The 16,532-nt window shown below is 64.0% G+C and carries 15 protein-coding genes; 7 read left to right on the top strand and 8 right to left on the bottom strand.

The window, feature by feature from the left end:
- Positions 1-109: 109 nt before the first annotated feature.
- From AB1286_RS14955 to yacG, 6 genes are all read left to right on the top strand, one after another.
- A complete protein-coding gene (locus AB1286_RS14955) occupies positions 110-1,327 on the top strand; it encodes a GspE/PulE family protein (RefSeq protein ID WP_430364000.1) in 1,218 nt (405 codons plus the stop codon).
- Positions 1,324-2,403 (top strand): type II secretion system F family protein, encoded by a 1,080-nt coding sequence (locus tag AB1286_RS14950; protein WP_430363999.1) that lies wholly within the window; start codon positions 1,324-1,326, stop codon positions 2,401-2,403. Before AB1286_RS14955 ends, AB1286_RS14950 begins: the two co-directional genes overlap by 4 nt.
- Position 2,404: 1 nt before the next feature.
- Positions 2,405-3,355 (top strand): prepilin peptidase, encoded by a 951-nt coding sequence (locus tag AB1286_RS14945; protein WP_430363998.1) that lies wholly within the window; start codon positions 2,405-2,407, stop codon positions 3,353-3,355.
- 5 nt (positions 3,356-3,360) lie between these two features.
- On the top strand, positions 3,361-3,972 hold the full coding sequence (gene coaE, locus AB1286_RS14940; RefSeq protein WP_430365074.1) for a dephospho-CoA kinase: 612 nt from the start codon (positions 3,361-3,363) through the stop codon (positions 3,970-3,972).
- A gap of 198 nt (positions 3,973-4,170) precedes the next feature.
- Positions 4,171-4,926, top strand: a complete 756-nt coding sequence (gene zapD, locus AB1286_RS14935; RefSeq protein WP_430363997.1) for a cell division protein ZapD — start codon at positions 4,171-4,173, stop codon at positions 4,924-4,926.
- An 83-nt stretch (positions 4,927-5,009) separates the two neighbouring features.
- Positions 5,010-5,201, top strand: a complete 192-nt coding sequence (gene yacG / locus AB1286_RS14930; RefSeq protein WP_430363996.1) for a DNA gyrase inhibitor YacG — start codon at positions 5,010-5,012, stop codon at positions 5,199-5,201.
- A gap of 59 nt (positions 5,202-5,260) precedes the next feature.
- Here yacG and AB1286_RS14925 read toward each other — a convergent pair whose 3' ends face one another.
- From AB1286_RS14925 to secA, 4 genes are all read right to left on the bottom strand, one after another.
- Positions 5,261-5,698, bottom strand: a complete 438-nt coding sequence (locus AB1286_RS14925; protein WP_430363995.1) for an NUDIX domain-containing protein — start codon at positions 5,696-5,698, stop codon at positions 5,261-5,263.
- On the bottom strand, positions 5,695-6,564 hold the full coding sequence (locus AB1286_RS14920) for an ATP-binding protein (protein WP_430363994.1): 870 nt from the start codon (positions 6,562-6,564) through the stop codon (positions 5,695-5,697). Before AB1286_RS14920 ends, AB1286_RS14925 begins: the two co-directional genes overlap by 4 nt.
- A 100-nt stretch (positions 6,565-6,664) precedes the next feature.
- Positions 6,665-7,912 carry a bifunctional glutamate N-acetyltransferase/amino-acid acetyltransferase ArgJ gene (gene argJ / locus AB1286_RS14915; protein WP_430363993.1) on the bottom strand — a complete coding sequence of 416 codons (1,248 nt, stop codon included), beginning with the start codon at positions 7,910-7,912 and terminating at the stop codon, positions 6,665-6,667.
- A 15-nt stretch (positions 7,913-7,927) separates the two neighbouring features.
- Positions 7,928-10,753 (bottom strand): preprotein translocase subunit SecA, encoded by a 2,826-nt coding sequence (secA, locus tag AB1286_RS14910; RefSeq protein ID WP_430363992.1) that lies wholly within the window; start codon positions 10,751-10,753, stop codon positions 7,928-7,930.
- Positions 10,754-10,960: 207 nt separating this feature from the next.
- Between secA and AB1286_RS14905 the strand changes: the two genes are divergently transcribed.
- A complete protein-coding gene (locus tag AB1286_RS14905; RefSeq protein ID WP_430363991.1) occupies positions 10,961-11,443 on the top strand; it encodes a DciA family protein in 483 nt (160 codons plus the stop codon).
- Between the two features lie 149 nt (positions 11,444-11,592).
- On the opposite strand, the gene lpxC is transcribed toward AB1286_RS14905, so the two are convergent.
- From lpxC to AB1286_RS14885, 4 genes are all read right to left on the bottom strand, one after another.
- On the bottom strand, positions 11,593-12,510 hold the full coding sequence (gene lpxC, locus AB1286_RS14900; protein ID WP_430363990.1) for a UDP-3-O-acyl-N-acetylglucosamine deacetylase: 918 nt from the start codon (positions 12,508-12,510) through the stop codon (positions 11,593-11,595).
- Positions 12,511-13,162: 652 nt separating this feature from the next.
- Positions 13,163-14,365 carry a cell division protein FtsZ gene (ftsZ, locus tag AB1286_RS14895; RefSeq protein WP_430363989.1) on the bottom strand — a complete coding sequence of 401 codons (1,203 nt, stop codon included), beginning with the start codon at positions 14,363-14,365 and terminating at the stop codon, positions 13,163-13,165.
- A 150-nt stretch (positions 14,366-14,515) separates the two neighbouring features.
- Positions 14,516-15,748, bottom strand: a complete 1,233-nt coding sequence (gene ftsA, locus AB1286_RS14890; RefSeq protein ID WP_102643969.1) for a cell division protein FtsA — start codon at positions 15,746-15,748, stop codon at positions 14,516-14,518.
- 20 nt (positions 15,749-15,768) lie between these two features.
- Positions 15,769-16,530, bottom strand: a complete 762-nt coding sequence (locus AB1286_RS14885) for a cell division protein FtsQ/DivIB (protein ID WP_430363988.1) — start codon at positions 16,528-16,530, stop codon at positions 15,769-15,771.
- Between the last annotated feature and the right edge of the window lie 2 nt (positions 16,531-16,532).

The following is a 16,532-nucleotide window of genomic DNA, read 5'->3' as shown; positions in this document are numbered from 1 at the left end:
AGAAGCCGGCCGCATCGGTCTCGTTGGCCGATCGGACGAATGGAGCGCCGAGTCCCTCTGGGCAATGATTGCGGCATCGTGTACCACATCGGCGTCTCGCCGCTTTTCGATGCCAGCGTCCTCATCGTCTCCCTCCTTCACCGAACCCGCCGTTGCCGACGACGGCCCCGCCGCGCGGCTATTTGCCGCAACCCTCGAGCAAGCGGTCGCACGCGGGGCCTCCGACATTCACATCGAGCCGAGTGAACACGGTTGGCGCATTCGCTTGCGCGTGGACGGGATACTGCACGAGATGCCCAGCGTTCCGCCGTCCCTGCGCGACGCATTCGTCACGCGCGTCAAAGTGCTCGCGCGGCTCGACATCGCCGAACGACGGGTCCCGCAAGACGGTCGATTGCGGCTTGCGGTCGCACCGGGCAGGATCGAAGACTATCGTGTGAGCGCCTTGCCCACGGTGCATGGGGAGAAGCTCGCGCTGCGCCGCCTCGAAGCGCTCCCGGCCGACTTATCGCTGACCTCGCTCGGTTTCGACGGTCGGCAACGTCTGCTCGTCGAAGCCGCCATTCGTGCGCCGCACGGACTCGTACTCGTCACGGGCCCCACCGGCAGCGGCAAAACGCTTTCGCTTTACGCGTTCCTGCATATGCTCAACGCGCCGTCGCGCAATATCTGCACGGTCGAGGACCCGGCGGAGATCCAGCTTGCTGGCATCAACCAGGTCAGTGTCCGGGAAAAAACGGGACTGACGTTCGCAGCGGCGTTGCGCGCGCTGCTTCGGCAAGATCCGGACGTCATCATGGTCGGGGAAATTCGCGATGGAGAGACAGCCGACGTCGCACTAAAGGCGGCGCAAACGGGGCATCTCGTGCTCGCGACACTGCACACCAACGACGCCCCCAGCGCAATCGGGCGCCTCATCGATATCGGCGCCGCGCCGTACAACTTATCGTCGGCGCTGCGGCTCGTCACTGCCCAGCGGCTCGTGCGGCGCTTGTGCCCGGCATGCCGAACGCCGGAGCGCATGTCGCGCGCCGCGCTTGAGGCAGCCGGGTTCGCACGCGAGTCGGCATCGGGCTGGGCAGCCTACGCCGCCGCCGGCTGCTCGGCTTGCCATGGCGCCGGCTATCGCGGGCGCGTGGGCGTACATCAAGTGATGCCGGTATCGTCCGCCTTGCGCGAGCTCGTGAATGCGAAGGCGAGCGGACAAGCCATTGCCGAACAAGCACGGGCCGACGGCGCGACGTCGTTGCGCGAGTCGGCGCTTGCGCGCGTGCGCGACGGAACGACGAGTATGGCCGAAGCCATTGCTTGCACGGACGCGCCATGAGCGGCGGCGCGCTTGCTCAACTGACCAAGCGTAGATCGCGCCGAACGACGCCGCGCGCCGTGACGGCATTCACGCGTCAATTGGCGAGCTTGCTCCATGCCGGGCTGGCACTGGTCCAAGCGCTCGATCTGATCGCGCATTCGGAGCGGCGCGATGCCATACCTTCCATCGCCCGCGCGCTCGCCCGGCGCATTTCGAACGGCGAAGGATTCGCCGTCGCGCTCGCCGCTTATCCGGTGCAATTCGATCGGCTCTACCGGGAGCTGTCCGCCATCGGCGAGGCTACCGGGTCGCTTGCGCCCGCGCTCACCCGCATCGTCGAGCAGCGCGAACGCGCCAGCGCCCAGCGCGGCAAACTGCGCTCCGCCCTGGCCTATCCATGTGCCGTGATGCTGCTTGCCTTGGCCGTGACGGCAGCTTTACTCGCATTCGTGGTGCCGACGTTTGCACATGTCTTCGACGGTTTCGGTGCCACGCTTCCGGGCCCCACGCGCGCGGTCATGACGATGTCTACGTTCGTCGTAAAGTGGGGCCCGCTCGTTCTAGCCGCAAACGCAGCGGCGTCGCTCGCCGCGTTTCGGCTTATACGGCGCTCGCCGGCAGCGCGCGCGGCGCTCGACCGATCGCTCCTGTCTATTCCGTTCGTGGGCCAGCTCGCACGAGCTGCCGCCGCCGCGCGTTGGTCGCGCGCGCTCGGCACGCTGCTCGCCGCAGGCATCCCACTCGCCGACACCTTGCATGCCCTCTCGCGCGCGACGGGAAACGCGGTATTCGATGGTGCCAGTGCACACATCGAAGCCCGCCTGCGTCGCGGCGAACGGCTTGCATGTGCAATGCGAGGGGTCGGCTGCTTTCCGTCGGCTTTGGTCGAGACAATCGCAGTCGCGGAGGAGTCGAGCGCACTCGAGACGATGCTGCTCGATTGCGCGACGCTGGCCGAACGCGAAGTCGACGAAAAGCTCGCACTCGCAAGCGCGTGTGCCGAACCCATCATCGTCATCGTGTTGGGGCTCGCCGTCGGAGCGCTCGTGATCGCCCTCTATCTACCCGTCATCGAACTGGGCAACGTGGTGTAGCATGCCCCCCATTCGCCACTCGGCCATGCTCAATCCATCTTCCGTGTACGCCTCTGTCTTCAGCGACCCGATTTCGCGTCTATCTCTCGGCATCGGCGCAACGTTCGGCGCCCTGCCGCCCGCCTTGCAGTTCGTGTTCGCGGTCGCGTTCGGCCTAGCCGTGGGCAGCTTCGTCAATGTGGTCGCACACCGCTTGCCGATCATGCTGGAGCGGGCCTGGCGCTTGGAAATCAGCGAGGCGACCGGGCAAACCGCACCGAGCGATGCGCTCCCGGCGCGCTATAACCTTTGCCTGCCGCGTAGCGCCTGTCCGCATTGCGGACACGTGCTCCGCGCCCACGAAAACATTCCCGTCCTCAGCTATCTGTTGCTGCGCGGCCGCTGCTCGGCGTGCCGGGCGCCGATCAGCCCGCGCTATCCGCTCGTCGAAGTGGCCGGCGCGGCCCTCGCCGCAGCCTCGCTCGTCGTCTACGGCCCCACCGGGCAAGCGCTCGCGGCATTCGGATTCACCGCCGCGCTACTCGCGATGAGCGCGATCGACGCCGAGACCCGCTTGCTGCCGGACGCGCTGACACTGCCGCTCTTGTGGGCGGGTCTCATCGTCAACTTCGACGGCGGCTTCACGACGTTGCGGGCAGCCGTTGCGGGCGCTATCGCAGGCTACGTCTTCCTATGGTCGATTTACTGGCTATTCCGGTTCGCCCGGGGCGTCGAAGGCATGGGCTACGGCGACTTCAAGCTGCTGGCGGCACTCGGCGCGTGGCTCGGCTGGGCGGCTCTTCCGCAAGTCGTCTTGATTGCCGCGGTAACGGGGGCGCTCGCCGGTCTTCTGGCCATGTGGTCCGGACGTTTGCGGTTCGAGGAGCCGCTACCGTTCGGCCCGTTCCTGGCGCTGGGCGGCGTCGTCACATTGTTCGCCGGTACGCCGATTTTTCATCTGCTCGGGGGATGACAGACATGTTCGCCGTGGGGCTCACAGGTGGGATCGGTAGCGGCAAATCGACAATCGCCGATCTGTTCGCCACGTACGGTGTCGCGATCGTCGACACCGATGCGATCGCACATCGCATCACGGCGCCGGGCGGTCCGGCGATCGCGCCGATCGAACAAACGTTCGGGCCGCAATTCGTCGCACCCGACGGCTCGCTCGATCGCGCGAAGATGCGTGCGCTCGTGTTTTCCGACGACACGGCCAGAGCCCGGCTCGAGGCGATCACCCACCCACTGATCCGCTCGGAAACCGAGCGCGAACGCGCAGAGGCGATCGGCCCATACGTTATCGTCGTCGTGCCGCTGTTGATCGAATCGGGTACTTGGCGCTCGCGAGTCGATCGTGTGCTCGTGATCGACTGCGACGTGGAGACGCAAATCGCGCGCGTGATGCGCCGCAATGCTTTTTCGCGCGAACAGGTCCTCGCCATCATCGCGCGCCAGGCAACGCGCGAAGCGCGCCTCGCGGCCGCCGACGACGTCATCGTAAACGACGCCAAGCCGCTCGACGAGCTGGCACGGGAAGTGCGCACGTTGCATCGACGGTATTTGGCACTGGCAGGCGCCGCGCCGCGCTAAACATCGGCGAAATGATGTGAGAAGGTCGTCCTAACCCAAGATGTCGAACGCGCAGCACGATTGACCGTACACGTTCGCCGGACGTTCGATCTAACGAAAATCCAGTAAAAAGTGCCCGATTCCGTGATTGCCGGGGCCAATCTGGGGCATTAGAATGTGCTGCAATCCCACCACCCACGACGTCAGGGGCGAGCCCGCTTGATTCTTTACGAGTATCCGTTCAACGAGCGAATTCGCACACTGCTGCGTCTCGAAGATTTGTTCGAGCGCTTTACGTTCTTTTTGAATCAAGACGACCCGCGAGAGCACCACGTCGCGCTGACGACGCTGTTCGAAATCGCCGAAGTTACCGGCCGCGCGGATTTGAAGTCGGACTTGATGAAGGAACTCGAGCGGCAGCGGCAAACCCTCGCGCCGTTCCGCGGCAATCCCGGGATTGAGCAAAACGCCTTGGAGGCGGTCCTAGGCGAAATCGAGCAGACGCTCGCGGGCCTGGCGCAAATGCAAGGCAAGACAGGTCAGCATCTTTCCGATAACGAGTGGCTCGCCAGCATTCGTAGCCGTGCGATCATCCCAGGCGGTACCTGCGAGTTCGATCTGCCCTCGTACTACGCATGGCAGCAACTGCATCCCGACCAGCGACGGCAAGACATCGCCAAGTGGATCACGCCGCTGCTACCGCTGCGCGACGCCGCCTCGATCGTACTGAGGCTCGCTCGCGAGTCGGGCCAGGCGTCGAAAGTCATGGCGATGCAGGGTAGCTACCAGCAAATGTTGTCGGGCCGTACCTATCAGCTGATGCAGGTACGCGTATCGCCCGAATTGCGTGTGATCCCCGAAGCCAGCGCCAATAAGTACATGCTGTGGGTGCGCTTTACGGTGCAAGATGGCGATTTGCGTCCGCGAGCCGTCGATGTGGACGTACCGTTCCAATTGACGCTGTGCAGCCTTTGATCGAATGCGCGGTCCGCTCCGACGCGCAACATTCGTCGCTGCCGCGCCGGCGCGCGGCGGCCTACTCTTGATCGCTTGACAGTATGGTTACCGTCGTCAAATGCCCCGCTTGCGGGAAAGACGTCCGCTGGACGCCCGAAAACCGCTTCCGTCCGTTCTGCTCGGAACGATGCAAACAGATCGATCTCGGCGCATGGGCCAATGAAAAATATCGCATCGGCGGCACGGACGAAGATCCGCCCTCGGACGACGACAAACACGGCGATTTGAACTGACCGCCGGGCCCATCGGCCCCGCCAGTATCGGTCCAACGGCGTCGGTCCAACGGCGCTCGTCAGTCGGCGGCGAGCAATTCCAAGACGGGAATAGCCGCGGGCAATAGCGGCGCGACGTCCACGGGTAGACGTTGCCAGCTAAACGCTTGGCCCTCGCGGCCGTGCGGCTCGCCCGTCCACGCCGTCACCTTGCAGAAATGCAGCCGCACGTAGGCGTGCGGGTAATCGTGCTCGAGCGTATGCCACCGATGGCAGGCCGTCAGCGTGATGCCGAGTTCCTCGTGCAGTTCGCGCGACAGCGCGGCTTCGACCGTTTCGCCCGCCTCGAGCTTGCCGCCCGGAAACTCCCAATACCCTTCATACGGCTTGCCGGCGGGCCGCTGCGCGAGCAGGTATCGCCCATCGGGCTGAACGAGCACGCCGACGGCAACCTCCGTCACGGGCCGTCCAGTGGGAGAAAGATTTGCGGCGTCCGCGCCGCTTGGCTTCGTCGTCATGCCGGTGTCCTGCGGCCCGACCAATCGCGGGCAAATTGCCAAGCCACGCGCCCCGAACGCGAGCCGCGTTCGAGCGCCCAAACGAGCGCATCGCCGCGCGCATTCGCGACGTCCTCGTCGCTACAGCCGAAATGCCGCAGCCAGTGGCCCACGATCGTCAGGTAATCGTCTTGCTTGAACGGATAAAAGCTGACCCAAAGGCCAAAGCGCTCGGACAACGAGATCTTCTCCTCGACGACCTCGCCGGGATGGATCTCGCCGTCGGACGTATGCTTGTACGTCTCGTTGTCGCTCATGTACTCGGGCAACAAATGGCGGCGGTTCGACGTCGCGTAAATCAGCACGTTATCGGATTGAGCCGATACCGAGCCGTCGAGCGCGACCTTCAATGCCTTGTAGCCCGATTCGCCTTCTTCGAACGAAAGATCGTCGCAAAACACGATGAACCGTTCGGGCCGCGAGGCGATGAGTTCGGTGATGTCGCCCAAGTCGTGCAGATCGTCCTTATCGACTTCGATCAAACGCAACCCGTCTTTTGCGAAGGCGTTTAGACAGGCTTTGATCAACGACGACTTGCCCGTACCGCGCGCGCCCGTCAGCAGCACGTTGTTCGCCGGCAGCTTGCCGACGAACTGACGCGTGTTCTGCTCGATCAAGGCCTTTTGGCGATCGATATTCTGCAAGTCGGCAAGGGAGATCGACGAGATCGCAGGCACCGGTTGCAGATAGCCGCGGCCCTGCCGCTTACGCCAACGAAAGGCGACGGCGGCCGACCAATCGACGTCGGGCGCCGCCGGCGGAAGCATGCCTTCAAGACGGCCGAGCAACGCTTCGGCGCGCGTCAAAAACTGTTCGAGTTTGTCCATGAGCGATGAGCGATGAAGCACCAGGCGCCGAGGCGCACCGCGCGGCGCGGCGAGCGATCGAGGAGTGCAAGCGGCCGCCGGCAAGGCAGCCGCTCGTCAATCAAGAGCGGTAATCGGCGTTGATCGACACGTAGTCGTGCGATAGATCGCAAGTCCAGATCGTAGCTTGAGCGGCGCCGCGGCCGAGTAAGACGCGGATCGTAATTTCGCTTTCCTTCATCACGCGCTGCCCGTCCTCCTCGCGATAAGCGGGATGACGGCCGCCGGCCTTCGCGACGTGAACGTCGCCGAGATACAGATCGATCTTCGCGACATCGAGATCGTCGACGCCTGCATAGCCGATCGCGGCCAGAATTCGCCCGAGGTTCGGGTCGGATGCATAGAACGCCGTCTTGACGAGCGGCGAGTGCCCGATGGCATAGGCGATCTTCCGGCACTCCGCTTCGTCCGTGCCGCCCTCGACTCGCACGGTCATGAACTTCGTCGCGCCTTCGCCGTCGCGCACGATCAGTTGCGCGAGCGTCTGCGCGAGGCGCACGACGGCATCGCGCAGCGCCGCGTAGGCGGGCGTGTCGACCGACGTAATCGCGGGCAGGCTCGACTTGCCCGTTGCGATCAGAATGAACGAGTCGTTCGTCGACGTATCGCCGTCGATCGTGATGCAATTGAACGAGCGATCGGCGACGTCCTTGACGAGCTTGTCGAGCACGTCTTGCGCGAGTGCGGCGTCGAACGCGAGGAAGCCGAGCATCGTCGCCATATTCGGCTTGATCATGCCCGCGCCCTTGCTGATGCCGGTCAGCGTGACCGTGTGGCCCTCGATCGACACCTGCGCCGAGGCGGCTTTCGGCAGCGTATCGGTGGTCATGATCGCTTGCGCCGCTTCATACCAGTGCGCCTGCGCGCGACGCTCGAGCGCCGCCGGCAAGCCGGCCTTGAGCCGGTCGATCGGTAGCGGTTCGAGAATCACGCCCGTCGAGAACGGCAGCACCTGCTCGGGCGCGATGCCGGCTAAGCGCGCCAACTCGTCGCAGGTCTCGCGCGCGTGCGCAAGGCCGGGCTCGCCCGTGCCGGCGTTCGCGTTTCCCGTGTTGACGACGAGCGCGCGAATGCCCTTGGCGCCTCGCGCTTCGCGCGCCAAGGCCAAATGCTCGCGGCAGACCGTGACCGGGGCCGCGCAAAAGCGATTCGACGTAAACACACCCGCTACCGTCGCGCCTTCGTCGACGGAAATGACGAGCACATCCTTACGATTCGGTTTGCGGATATTCGCTTCGGCAAAGCCGAGCGTCACGCCGGGGACCGGATGAAGTTGAGCGGGATCGATCGTGGGAAAGTTGACGGCCATGGTCTGGAGTTCCGGTTAAGCGAGCTTGCCGTGACACTGCTTGTACTTCTTGCCGCTGCCGCACGGGCACGGATCGTTGCGGCCGACCTTCGGCACGCCGCTCGTGCCGGCCACGGCCGCCGAAGCGGCGGCAGTAGCCGCGCGCGTGCCATGGCTCATGGCCTGGCCGACCATATCGGCCGCCGCGGCGTCCGTCGACTCGGCGGCACCCGCCGCGCCGGCTTCCGCAAACTCCGCGTGGCGGAACTCCACGTTCTCGAGATGGCTTCCCTGCTCCTCGTACTGCTCGGTGGCCTCTTCGAGTTGCTCGGGCGATTGAATCTGGACGTTCATGACGATACGCGTCACTTCCGTCTTCACGACATTGAGCAGCGCCTCGAACAGCTCGAACGCTTCGCGCTTGTACTCTTGCTTCGGGTTTTGCTGCGCATAGCCGCGCAGATGGATGCCCTGGCGCAGGTGATCGAGCGCGGCCAGGTGCTCGCGCCAGCAGCGGTCGAGCGTTTGCAGCATGATCGAGCGTTCGAATGCGCTGAACGCCTCGCGACCGACGAGCGCGACCTTCGCCTCATACGTTTCGTCCGACGCCGTAATCACGGCTTCGACGATATCGTCGGCATCGAGCGATTGCGATTCGTTGATCATCTCCTGAACGGCGAGGTCGAGCTGCCAGTCCTTACGCAGCGCTTCCTCGAGCTCGGGCGCGTTCCATTGCTCCTCGATGCTGCCCGCCGGGATATGCTCGTGCACGATATCCGTGACGACGGCATGGCGCATCGCCGTGATCGTTTCGGTGATGTCGTGTGCCTCGAGCAATTCGTTGCGCTGCTGATAGATGACCTTGCGCTGATCGTTCGAGACGTCGTCGTATTCGAGCAGTTGCTTACGAATGTCGAAGTTGCGCGCTTCGACCTTGCGCTGCGCCGATTCGATCGAGCGCGTGACGATCCCCGCTTCGATCGCCTCGCCCTCGGGCATGCGCAGGCGGTCCATGATCGAGCGCACGCGATCGCCCGCGAAAATGCGCAGCAGCGGATCTTCGAGCGACAGATAAAAACGCGAGGAGCCCGGGTCGCCCTGACGGCCCGCACGGCCGCGCAATTGGTTATCGATCCGGCGCGACTCGTGACGCTCGGTACCGATGATGTGCAAACCGCCTGCCGCCTTCACTTGATCGTGCAGCGTCTGCCATTCGTCGTGCAACGCCTGGACTCGCCGTGCCTTTTCCTCGTCGGGGATCGCCGGATCGGCTTCGATCAGCGAAGCTTGCTTTTCCGCATTGCCGCCGAGCACGATGTCGGTCCCGCGACCGGCCATGTTCGTCGCGATCGTGATGCGCTTCGGCCGCCCCGCTTCGGCGACGATCGCCGCTTCCCGCGCGTGCTGCTTCGCGTTGAGCACTTCGTGCGGCAGGCCCGCTTTGGTCAGCAAGTCCGACAGCAGTTCGGAGTTTTCGATCGAGGTCGTACCGACCAGCACCGGCTGATTGCGCTCGTAGCATTCGCGAATGTCGCGGATGACGGCGTCGTAGCGCTCCTTGGCCGTCTTGTAGATCTGATCCTGACGGTCGATCCGCTTCGGCGGACGGTTCGTCGGGATAACGACGGTCTCGAGCCCGTAGATTTCGTTGAATTCGTAGGCTTCCGTATCGGCCGTGCCGGTCATGCCGGACAGCTTGCCGTACATGCGGAAGTAGTTCTGGAACGTGATCGACGCGAGCGTTTGATTCTCGCTCTGGATCTTCGCGTGTTCCTTCGCCTCGACGGCCTGGTGCAGCCCGTCCGACCAGCGGCGGCCCTGCATCAGACGGCCCGTGAATTCGTCGACGATGATGACTTCGCCGTTTTGCACGACATAGTGCTGATCGCGGAAGAACAGCGTATGCGCGCGCAGCGCGGCGTACACGTGGTGCATCAGCGTGATGTTTTGCGCGGCATAAAGGCTTTCGCCTTCGCCGATCAAGCCCCATTCGGCGAGCAGGCGTTCGGCCTTCTCGTGACCCGATTCGGTCAGGAACACCTGGCGACCCTTTTCGTCGAGCGTGTAGTCGCCCGGCTTTTCGATACCCGTGCCGTCGGCCTTTTCCTCGCCGATTTGACGCTCGAGCAGCGGCGGCAGCGCGTTCATTCGAACGTACAGCTCCGTATGATCTTCGGCTTGGCCCGAAATGATCAGCGGCGTACGCGCTTCGTCGATAAGGATCGAGTCGACTTCGTCGACGACCGCGAAGTTCAGCGAACGCTGCACGCGCGCGGTGGTCTCATAGACCATGTTGTCGCGCAAGTAATCGAAGCCGAATTCGTTGTTCGTGCCGTACGTGATATCGGCTGCGTACGCCTGCTGCTTCGACTCGTGATCCATCTGCGACAGGTTGATGCCGGTGGACAAACCGAGGAAGTTGTAGAGCTTGCCCATCCATTCGGCGTCGCGCTGCGCCAGGTAGTCGTTGACCGTCACGACGTGCACGCCGCGCCCCGACAGCGCGTTCAGGTAGGCGGCCAGCGTCGCGACGAGCGTCTTGCCCTCGCCCGTGCGCATTTCGGCGATCTTGCCGTAGTGCAGCACCATGCCCCCGATCAGCTGCACGTCGAAGTGGCGCATCTTCAGCACGCGGCGGCTTGCCTCGCGGCAGACGGCGAACGCTTCGGGCAACAGCTTGTCGAGCGACTCGCCGCTCGCGACGCGCTGGCGGAATTCATCCGTCTTCGCGCGCAGTTGGTCGTCCGTCAATTGCTCGATTTGCGGCTCGAGCGCATTGATCACCGCGACGGTCTTTTGATACTGCTTGACGAGACGCTGATTGCGGCTGCCAAAGATCTTTTGGAGAAAACCGGTGGTCATCGGGTCGAGTATGCGTCGCGGCTTCGGTCGGACAGCGTCGCGCGGCTCTTCGGGAGACGCGACGGATGCCCGGATTCGGATAGCCTCGGCGGCTTATTCCATGAGTGAATTCGAATCGCGCATTTTAGCACGCGAGCCTTAACGTACCGTGTCCGCGGCGTGTCGGCGCGCATTCGCCGGCCTGCCCCGGCCGGGTACAATCCCGCCATGAGCCGCTTTTCGTCATTTTCTAAATTTACCGCGCCGCGCAGACCGCAGGCCGTCTCGGAAGTACTCGGCCGCACGGACGCGTTCGCGGCCCTACGCGCCGGCGTCGAGCAGATTTCCGCGCTGGAACGCGATCTCGCGCGACTGCTGCCCGATTACCTGTCGACGAACGTCGAGCCCGGGTTCATCAAGGACGGCACGCTCACGCTGTTCGCGGCGCACAGTGCGCTGGCGGCGCGTTTGCGTCAGGTCGAGCCGCGGCTGCTCTCGGAGCTGCAACAGCGCGGCTGGCCGGTTCGAGCGCTCGCCCTCAAAGTGCGGCCCCGGCCCATGGCGGAGCCGCCCGCGCCTAAGCAAGCGCGCATGACGCCGGCCGGCGCCGCCGCGCTGCAAGCGCTGAGCCGCTCGCTCGCTCCCTCGCCGCTGCAAGCGGCGCTCGCCAAGATGGCCGCTCGTCACGGAAAACCGGCCGACGAGTCCTGAGCGGACCGGGAGCGGGTAGGGAATGCTCTGTTGGGGCTGCGGTAAAAAGCGCCGACGTCCCAATGCCGGTTCCCAAAAAACAATGAGCGGCCCGCAGGCCGCTCATTTTGCATATCCGATTAGCTTGGCGCCCTGCGCGCCGGCGCGTGTCAGGCGAACGCCGTCTGCGCTTCGTAGCCGAAACCGCGCGGCGCATGCCGCACGTCGTCGAAGCTAAGCACTTCGTACGCGTCTTCGTGGGCGAGCAATTCGCGCAGCAGCGCGTTATTCAAGCCGTGCCCCGATTTGTATGCGGTGTACGACGCGAGCAACGGATGGCCGACGACGTACAGATCGCCGATCGCATCGAGCATCTTGTGTTTGACGAACTCGTCGTCGTAACGAAGCCCGTCGTTGTTCAAAATGCGGTAGTCGTCGAGGACGATCGCGTTGTCCAACGTACCGCCGCGCGCCAACCCGAGCTCACGCAGCATTTCGACTTCATGAGCGAAGCCGAATGTGCGCGCGCGGGCGATCTCGCGGACATACGAGGTGGTCGCGAAATCGACTTCGAGCGCTTGCCCGGTCTTATCGACGGCGGGGTGACTGAAATCGATCGTGAACTTGAGCTTGAAACCGAAATACGGATCGAGGCGCGCGAATTTGTCGCCCTCGCGCACTTCCACCGGCTTGATGACCTTGATGAACTTCTTGGGCGCGTTTTGCTCTTCGATGCCGGCCGATTGAATCAAGAAGACGAACGATGCCGCGCTGCCGTCCATGATCGGAATTTCCTCGGCCGTGACGTCGACATAGAGATTGTCGATGCCGAGGCCCGCGCAGGCCGACATCAAATGCTCGACCGTCGAGACCCGAACGCCGTCTTTTTGCAGCACCGAGGCCAGGCGCGTGTCGCCGATCGAGAGCGCTCGAGCCGGAATGTCCACAGGCGTGGCCAAATCGATACGCGAGAAGACGATGCCGGTGTTCGCGGCAGCCGGGCGCAGCGTCAGCTCGACCTTGCGTCCCGAATGCAGGCCGATGCCAACCGTTTTGACGATCGATTTGATGGTGCGTTGCTTCAACATGATTCCGTTCGTTCGATTGCTATTCTCAATCGGTATTTTTTAATCCATAGGGCGAAGTATACTCCATCCGGCGAAAGCGTTCATTTCTCCGGACGTATCAATCTGTTTCGCGCGGTTACCGCAATCGACGAAACAAGGCCGGCGGCCGGAACGGAGGCATTCCCGGCCACCGGCCCGTAACGGACCGTCACAAAAAGAAACGGCGCGCGTTGCCCGCGCGCAACGCCCGGCAGGCGACGCGAAAGCTCCTCGCCAAGCGACATCGATCGCTTGGGTCAGTGAAAGCCGTTGCCCGGGACATCTTGCCCGCGATGACCCGAGCGCCCGGCCGCTCCCGCCGCGCATCCGCCGGCGCCACTTCCCGCGCGGCTCGGCTTAGCGTGACGCGGTGCGCCCTAGCGGCTTGCCCGCTGCCAACTCCGTCTGTCGCACACCGTTAGGCCGCATGCGCGCACGGGACTCGTCGTCCTCGCGCGCGCCGCGCCGCCCGGTCTCGGGCGCGCCGACAGCCGTTCCACCCGCGCAGCTTGCGCGCTACGGGTGGTGGCCGCGCCCGATCGTCCGACAGGACGAAGCCGCCTGACGCCGTTGCCGTTCATGTTGCCTTCCAACGTCTACGCGCAAAGCACGCGCGGACGAAAGCGCCGCTCGCTTAGTCGGCCTGCTTACGCAGGAACGCGGGGATGTCGTACGTGTCGACGCCCTTTTCCTGCAACGCCTGCACATGCGAAGCCGCCGTTTCGCGCGAGTTGCGCCACACGGCCGGCGTATCGAACGCGCCATAATCGGCTGTGTTCGCATGCGTCGGTTGCGCGTAGCCATGCTGCATGACCGGCTGGTTGTCGGTGCCCGTGCGCAGCAACGTCATCGGCGCCGCTTGCGGCTTCTTCGCCGCGTTCGCCGCCGCGCGGCCGAGACCCGTCGCCACCACCGTCACGCGCAACGCATCGCCCATCGCGTCGTCGTAGACGGCGCCGAAGATGACCGTTGCGTCTTCGGCGGCATAGCTCTTGATCGTGTTCATCACTTCGCGCGTTTCCGACAGACGCAGCGAACGGCTCGACGTGATGTTCACGAGCACCCCGCGTGCGCCCGACAGATCGACGCCTTCGAGCAGCGGGCTCGCCACGGCTTGCTCGGCCGCCAGACGGGCACGATCGACGCCGGCCACCGTGGCCGTGCCCATCATCGCCTTGCCTTGCTCGCCCATCACCGTCTTCACGTCTTCGAAGTCGACGTTCACCAGACCGTCGACGTTGATGATTTCGGCGATGCCGGCAACCGCGTTGTTCAGAACGTCGTCCGCGCACTGGAAGCACTTGTCCATCTCGGCGTCATCGCCCATCACCTCGAACAGCTTGTCGTTCAGAACGACGATCAGCGAGTCGACGTGATCCTCCAGTTGCTGCGAACCTGCTTCTGCCACGCGCATACGCTTGCCGCCTTCGAATTCGAAAGGCTTGCTCACGACGCCGACGGTCAAGATGCCCATTTCCTTGGCGATTTGCGCGACCACGGGCGCCGCGCCCGTACCCGTGCCGCCGCCCATGCCCGCGGTGATGAACACCATGTGCGCGCCACGCAACGCATCGGCGATCCGCTCGCGCGCCTCTTCGGCCGCCGCACGTCCCATCTCAGGCTTTGCGCCCGCGCCGAGACCGGTGTTGCCGAGTTGAATCACGTTCGGCGCGCGCGAGCGCGACAACGCTTGCGCATCGGTGTTCATGACGACGAAATCGACGCCTTGCACCCCTTTGCTGATCATGTGCGCGACGGCATTGCCGCCCGCACCGCCAACACCCACCACCTTGATGATGGTGCCGTTGGTTTCCGTTTCCAACATCTGGAATTCCATATTGCCTCCGTCAAGAAATAATCCTGCTGATCGGCCGTTATTCGACGGGGAGTCGGGCAACCCCACGCCGCACGCGGGCCGCCGGCACCCGCGCTTTCACTGCCCGCCCGAAGCGCATCAATCATGACGCGCGTTGGGCCGTTTCGATCGTTAAAAATTGCCCAAGAACCAGTCCTTCATTCGCGAGAAGACCTGCCCCATCGAGCCGGCCTGCACCGCGACCTTGCGGCCGCGCATACGCTGCGACGACCCTTCCACGAGCAAGCCCATCGCCGTCGAGTAGCGCGGATTGCGCACGACGTCGGCAAGACCGCCCGCGTATTCCGGCACGCCGATGCGCACCGGCTTCAGAAAAATGTCTTCGCCGAGTTCGACCATGCCCGGCATCATCGAAGCACCGCCGGTCAGAACGATCCCCGAGCTCAAGAGTTCCTCATAACCCGACTCGCGCACGACTTGATGCACGAGCGAAAACAGCTCTTCGACGCGCGGCTCGATCACCGCCGCGAGCGCCTGACGCGAAAGCGTGCGCGGACCGCGTTCGCCAAGGCCCGGCACTTCGATCATTTCGTCGGGATCGGCCAGCGCCTGCTTGGCGATCCCATAGCTCACCTTGATGTCCTCGGCATCGGGCGTCGGCGTGCGCAACGCCATCGCGATGTCGCTCGTAATCTGGTCGCCCGCGATCGGAATCACGGCGGTGTGGCGAATCGCGCCTTCGCTGAAGATCGCGATATCGGTCGTGCCGCCGCCGATGTCGACGAGTACGACGCCCAGCTCTTTTTCGTCTTCCGTCAACACGGCCAACGACGAGGCGAGCGGCTGCAAGATCAGGTCGTTGACCTCGAGCCCGCAACGGCGCACGCACTTGACGATGTTCTGAGCGGCCGACACGGCGCCCGTCACGATGTGCACTTTCACCTCGAGGCGGATGCCGCTCATCCCGATCGGTTCGCGCACATCTTCTTGCCCGTCGATGATGAATTCCTGGGTCAGAATGTGCAGTACCTGCTGATCGGTCGGGATGTTGATCGCCTTCGCGGTCTCGATCACGCGAGCGACGTCGGCCTGCGTCACCTCTTTGTCCTTGATCGCCACCATGCCGCTCGAATTGAAGCTGCGAATGTGGCTGCCCGCGATCCCGGTGAAAACGTTCGTGATCTTGCAGTCGGCCATCAACTCGGCTTCCTCGAGCGCGCGCTGAATAGACTGCACCGTGGCCTCGATGTTCACCACGACGCCCTTTTTCAGACCCTTCGATTCGCTTTGCCCGAGCCCGATCACCTCGTAGTGGCCCTCGCCGCGCAACTCGGCGACGACCGCGACGACCTTGGCCGTGCCGATGTCCAGGGCAACCAGCAGATCCTTGTAGTCTTTACTCATAGCGTGCTCATTGCGTGTGATTACTTCGCCGCGGGTTTGCCCGCGGTCGCATTGCTGATGAAGCGCATCCCCGCGGCGCGAATCGCAAAGCCGTTCGGATAACGCAAATCAGCGTATTCGATATCGTTCCCCCAACGCGCCGTGACCGCGCCCCAAGCCGCGCTCAGCCGATGGCTGCGATCGGCGAGCGTTTGCGGGTTGCGCTCCCGGCCGTACTCGATCTGCGTGCCGTTCGAAAGCTTCACCGTCCACGCATAGCGCGGCGACAGCGTCACTTCGTCGGGCGTCGCCCCGAGCGGCGCCAGCCACTTCTTGAAATCGAAGTAGCGCGCGACGACTTCCTTTTCCGTCCCGTTCGGTCCGTCGAACGCGGGCAGATCCTGATCGAGCTCGCCTTGGTTCGCCGTGAACAGTTCGCCGTCGACACTGACGAGCTGATCGCTACCCCACGTGCCGAGCGGCTTGTATTCTTCGAGCGTGACCGCGAGCGCGTTGGGCCAAACGCGCCGCACGCTCGCGCGGCGCACCCACGGCATCTGCTCGAACGCCGCCCGAGCGCTATCCAAATCGACCGTGAAGAAGTTGCCCTTCAAATGCCCCACTACACCTGCGCGCACCGTCGGCGCGTTGATGTGCTCGGTGTCGCCGCCGATCGCGATCGTATGCAGCGCGAACGCCGGACGTTGCATCAGCCAGTACGCGCCGGCCGCCAATAGCACCAGCGCCCACAGCGCATAGAGCGCGTTGGCGGCGAGGTTCAGTTGGCGTACGTTATTCCACATGG

This window comes from Trinickia sp. NRRL B-1857 (assembly GCF_050470685.1).
Classification (GTDB): domain Bacteria; phylum Pseudomonadota; class Gammaproteobacteria; order Burkholderiales; family Burkholderiaceae; genus Trinickia.
This window is presented reverse-complemented; position numbering and strand designations above follow the sequence as displayed.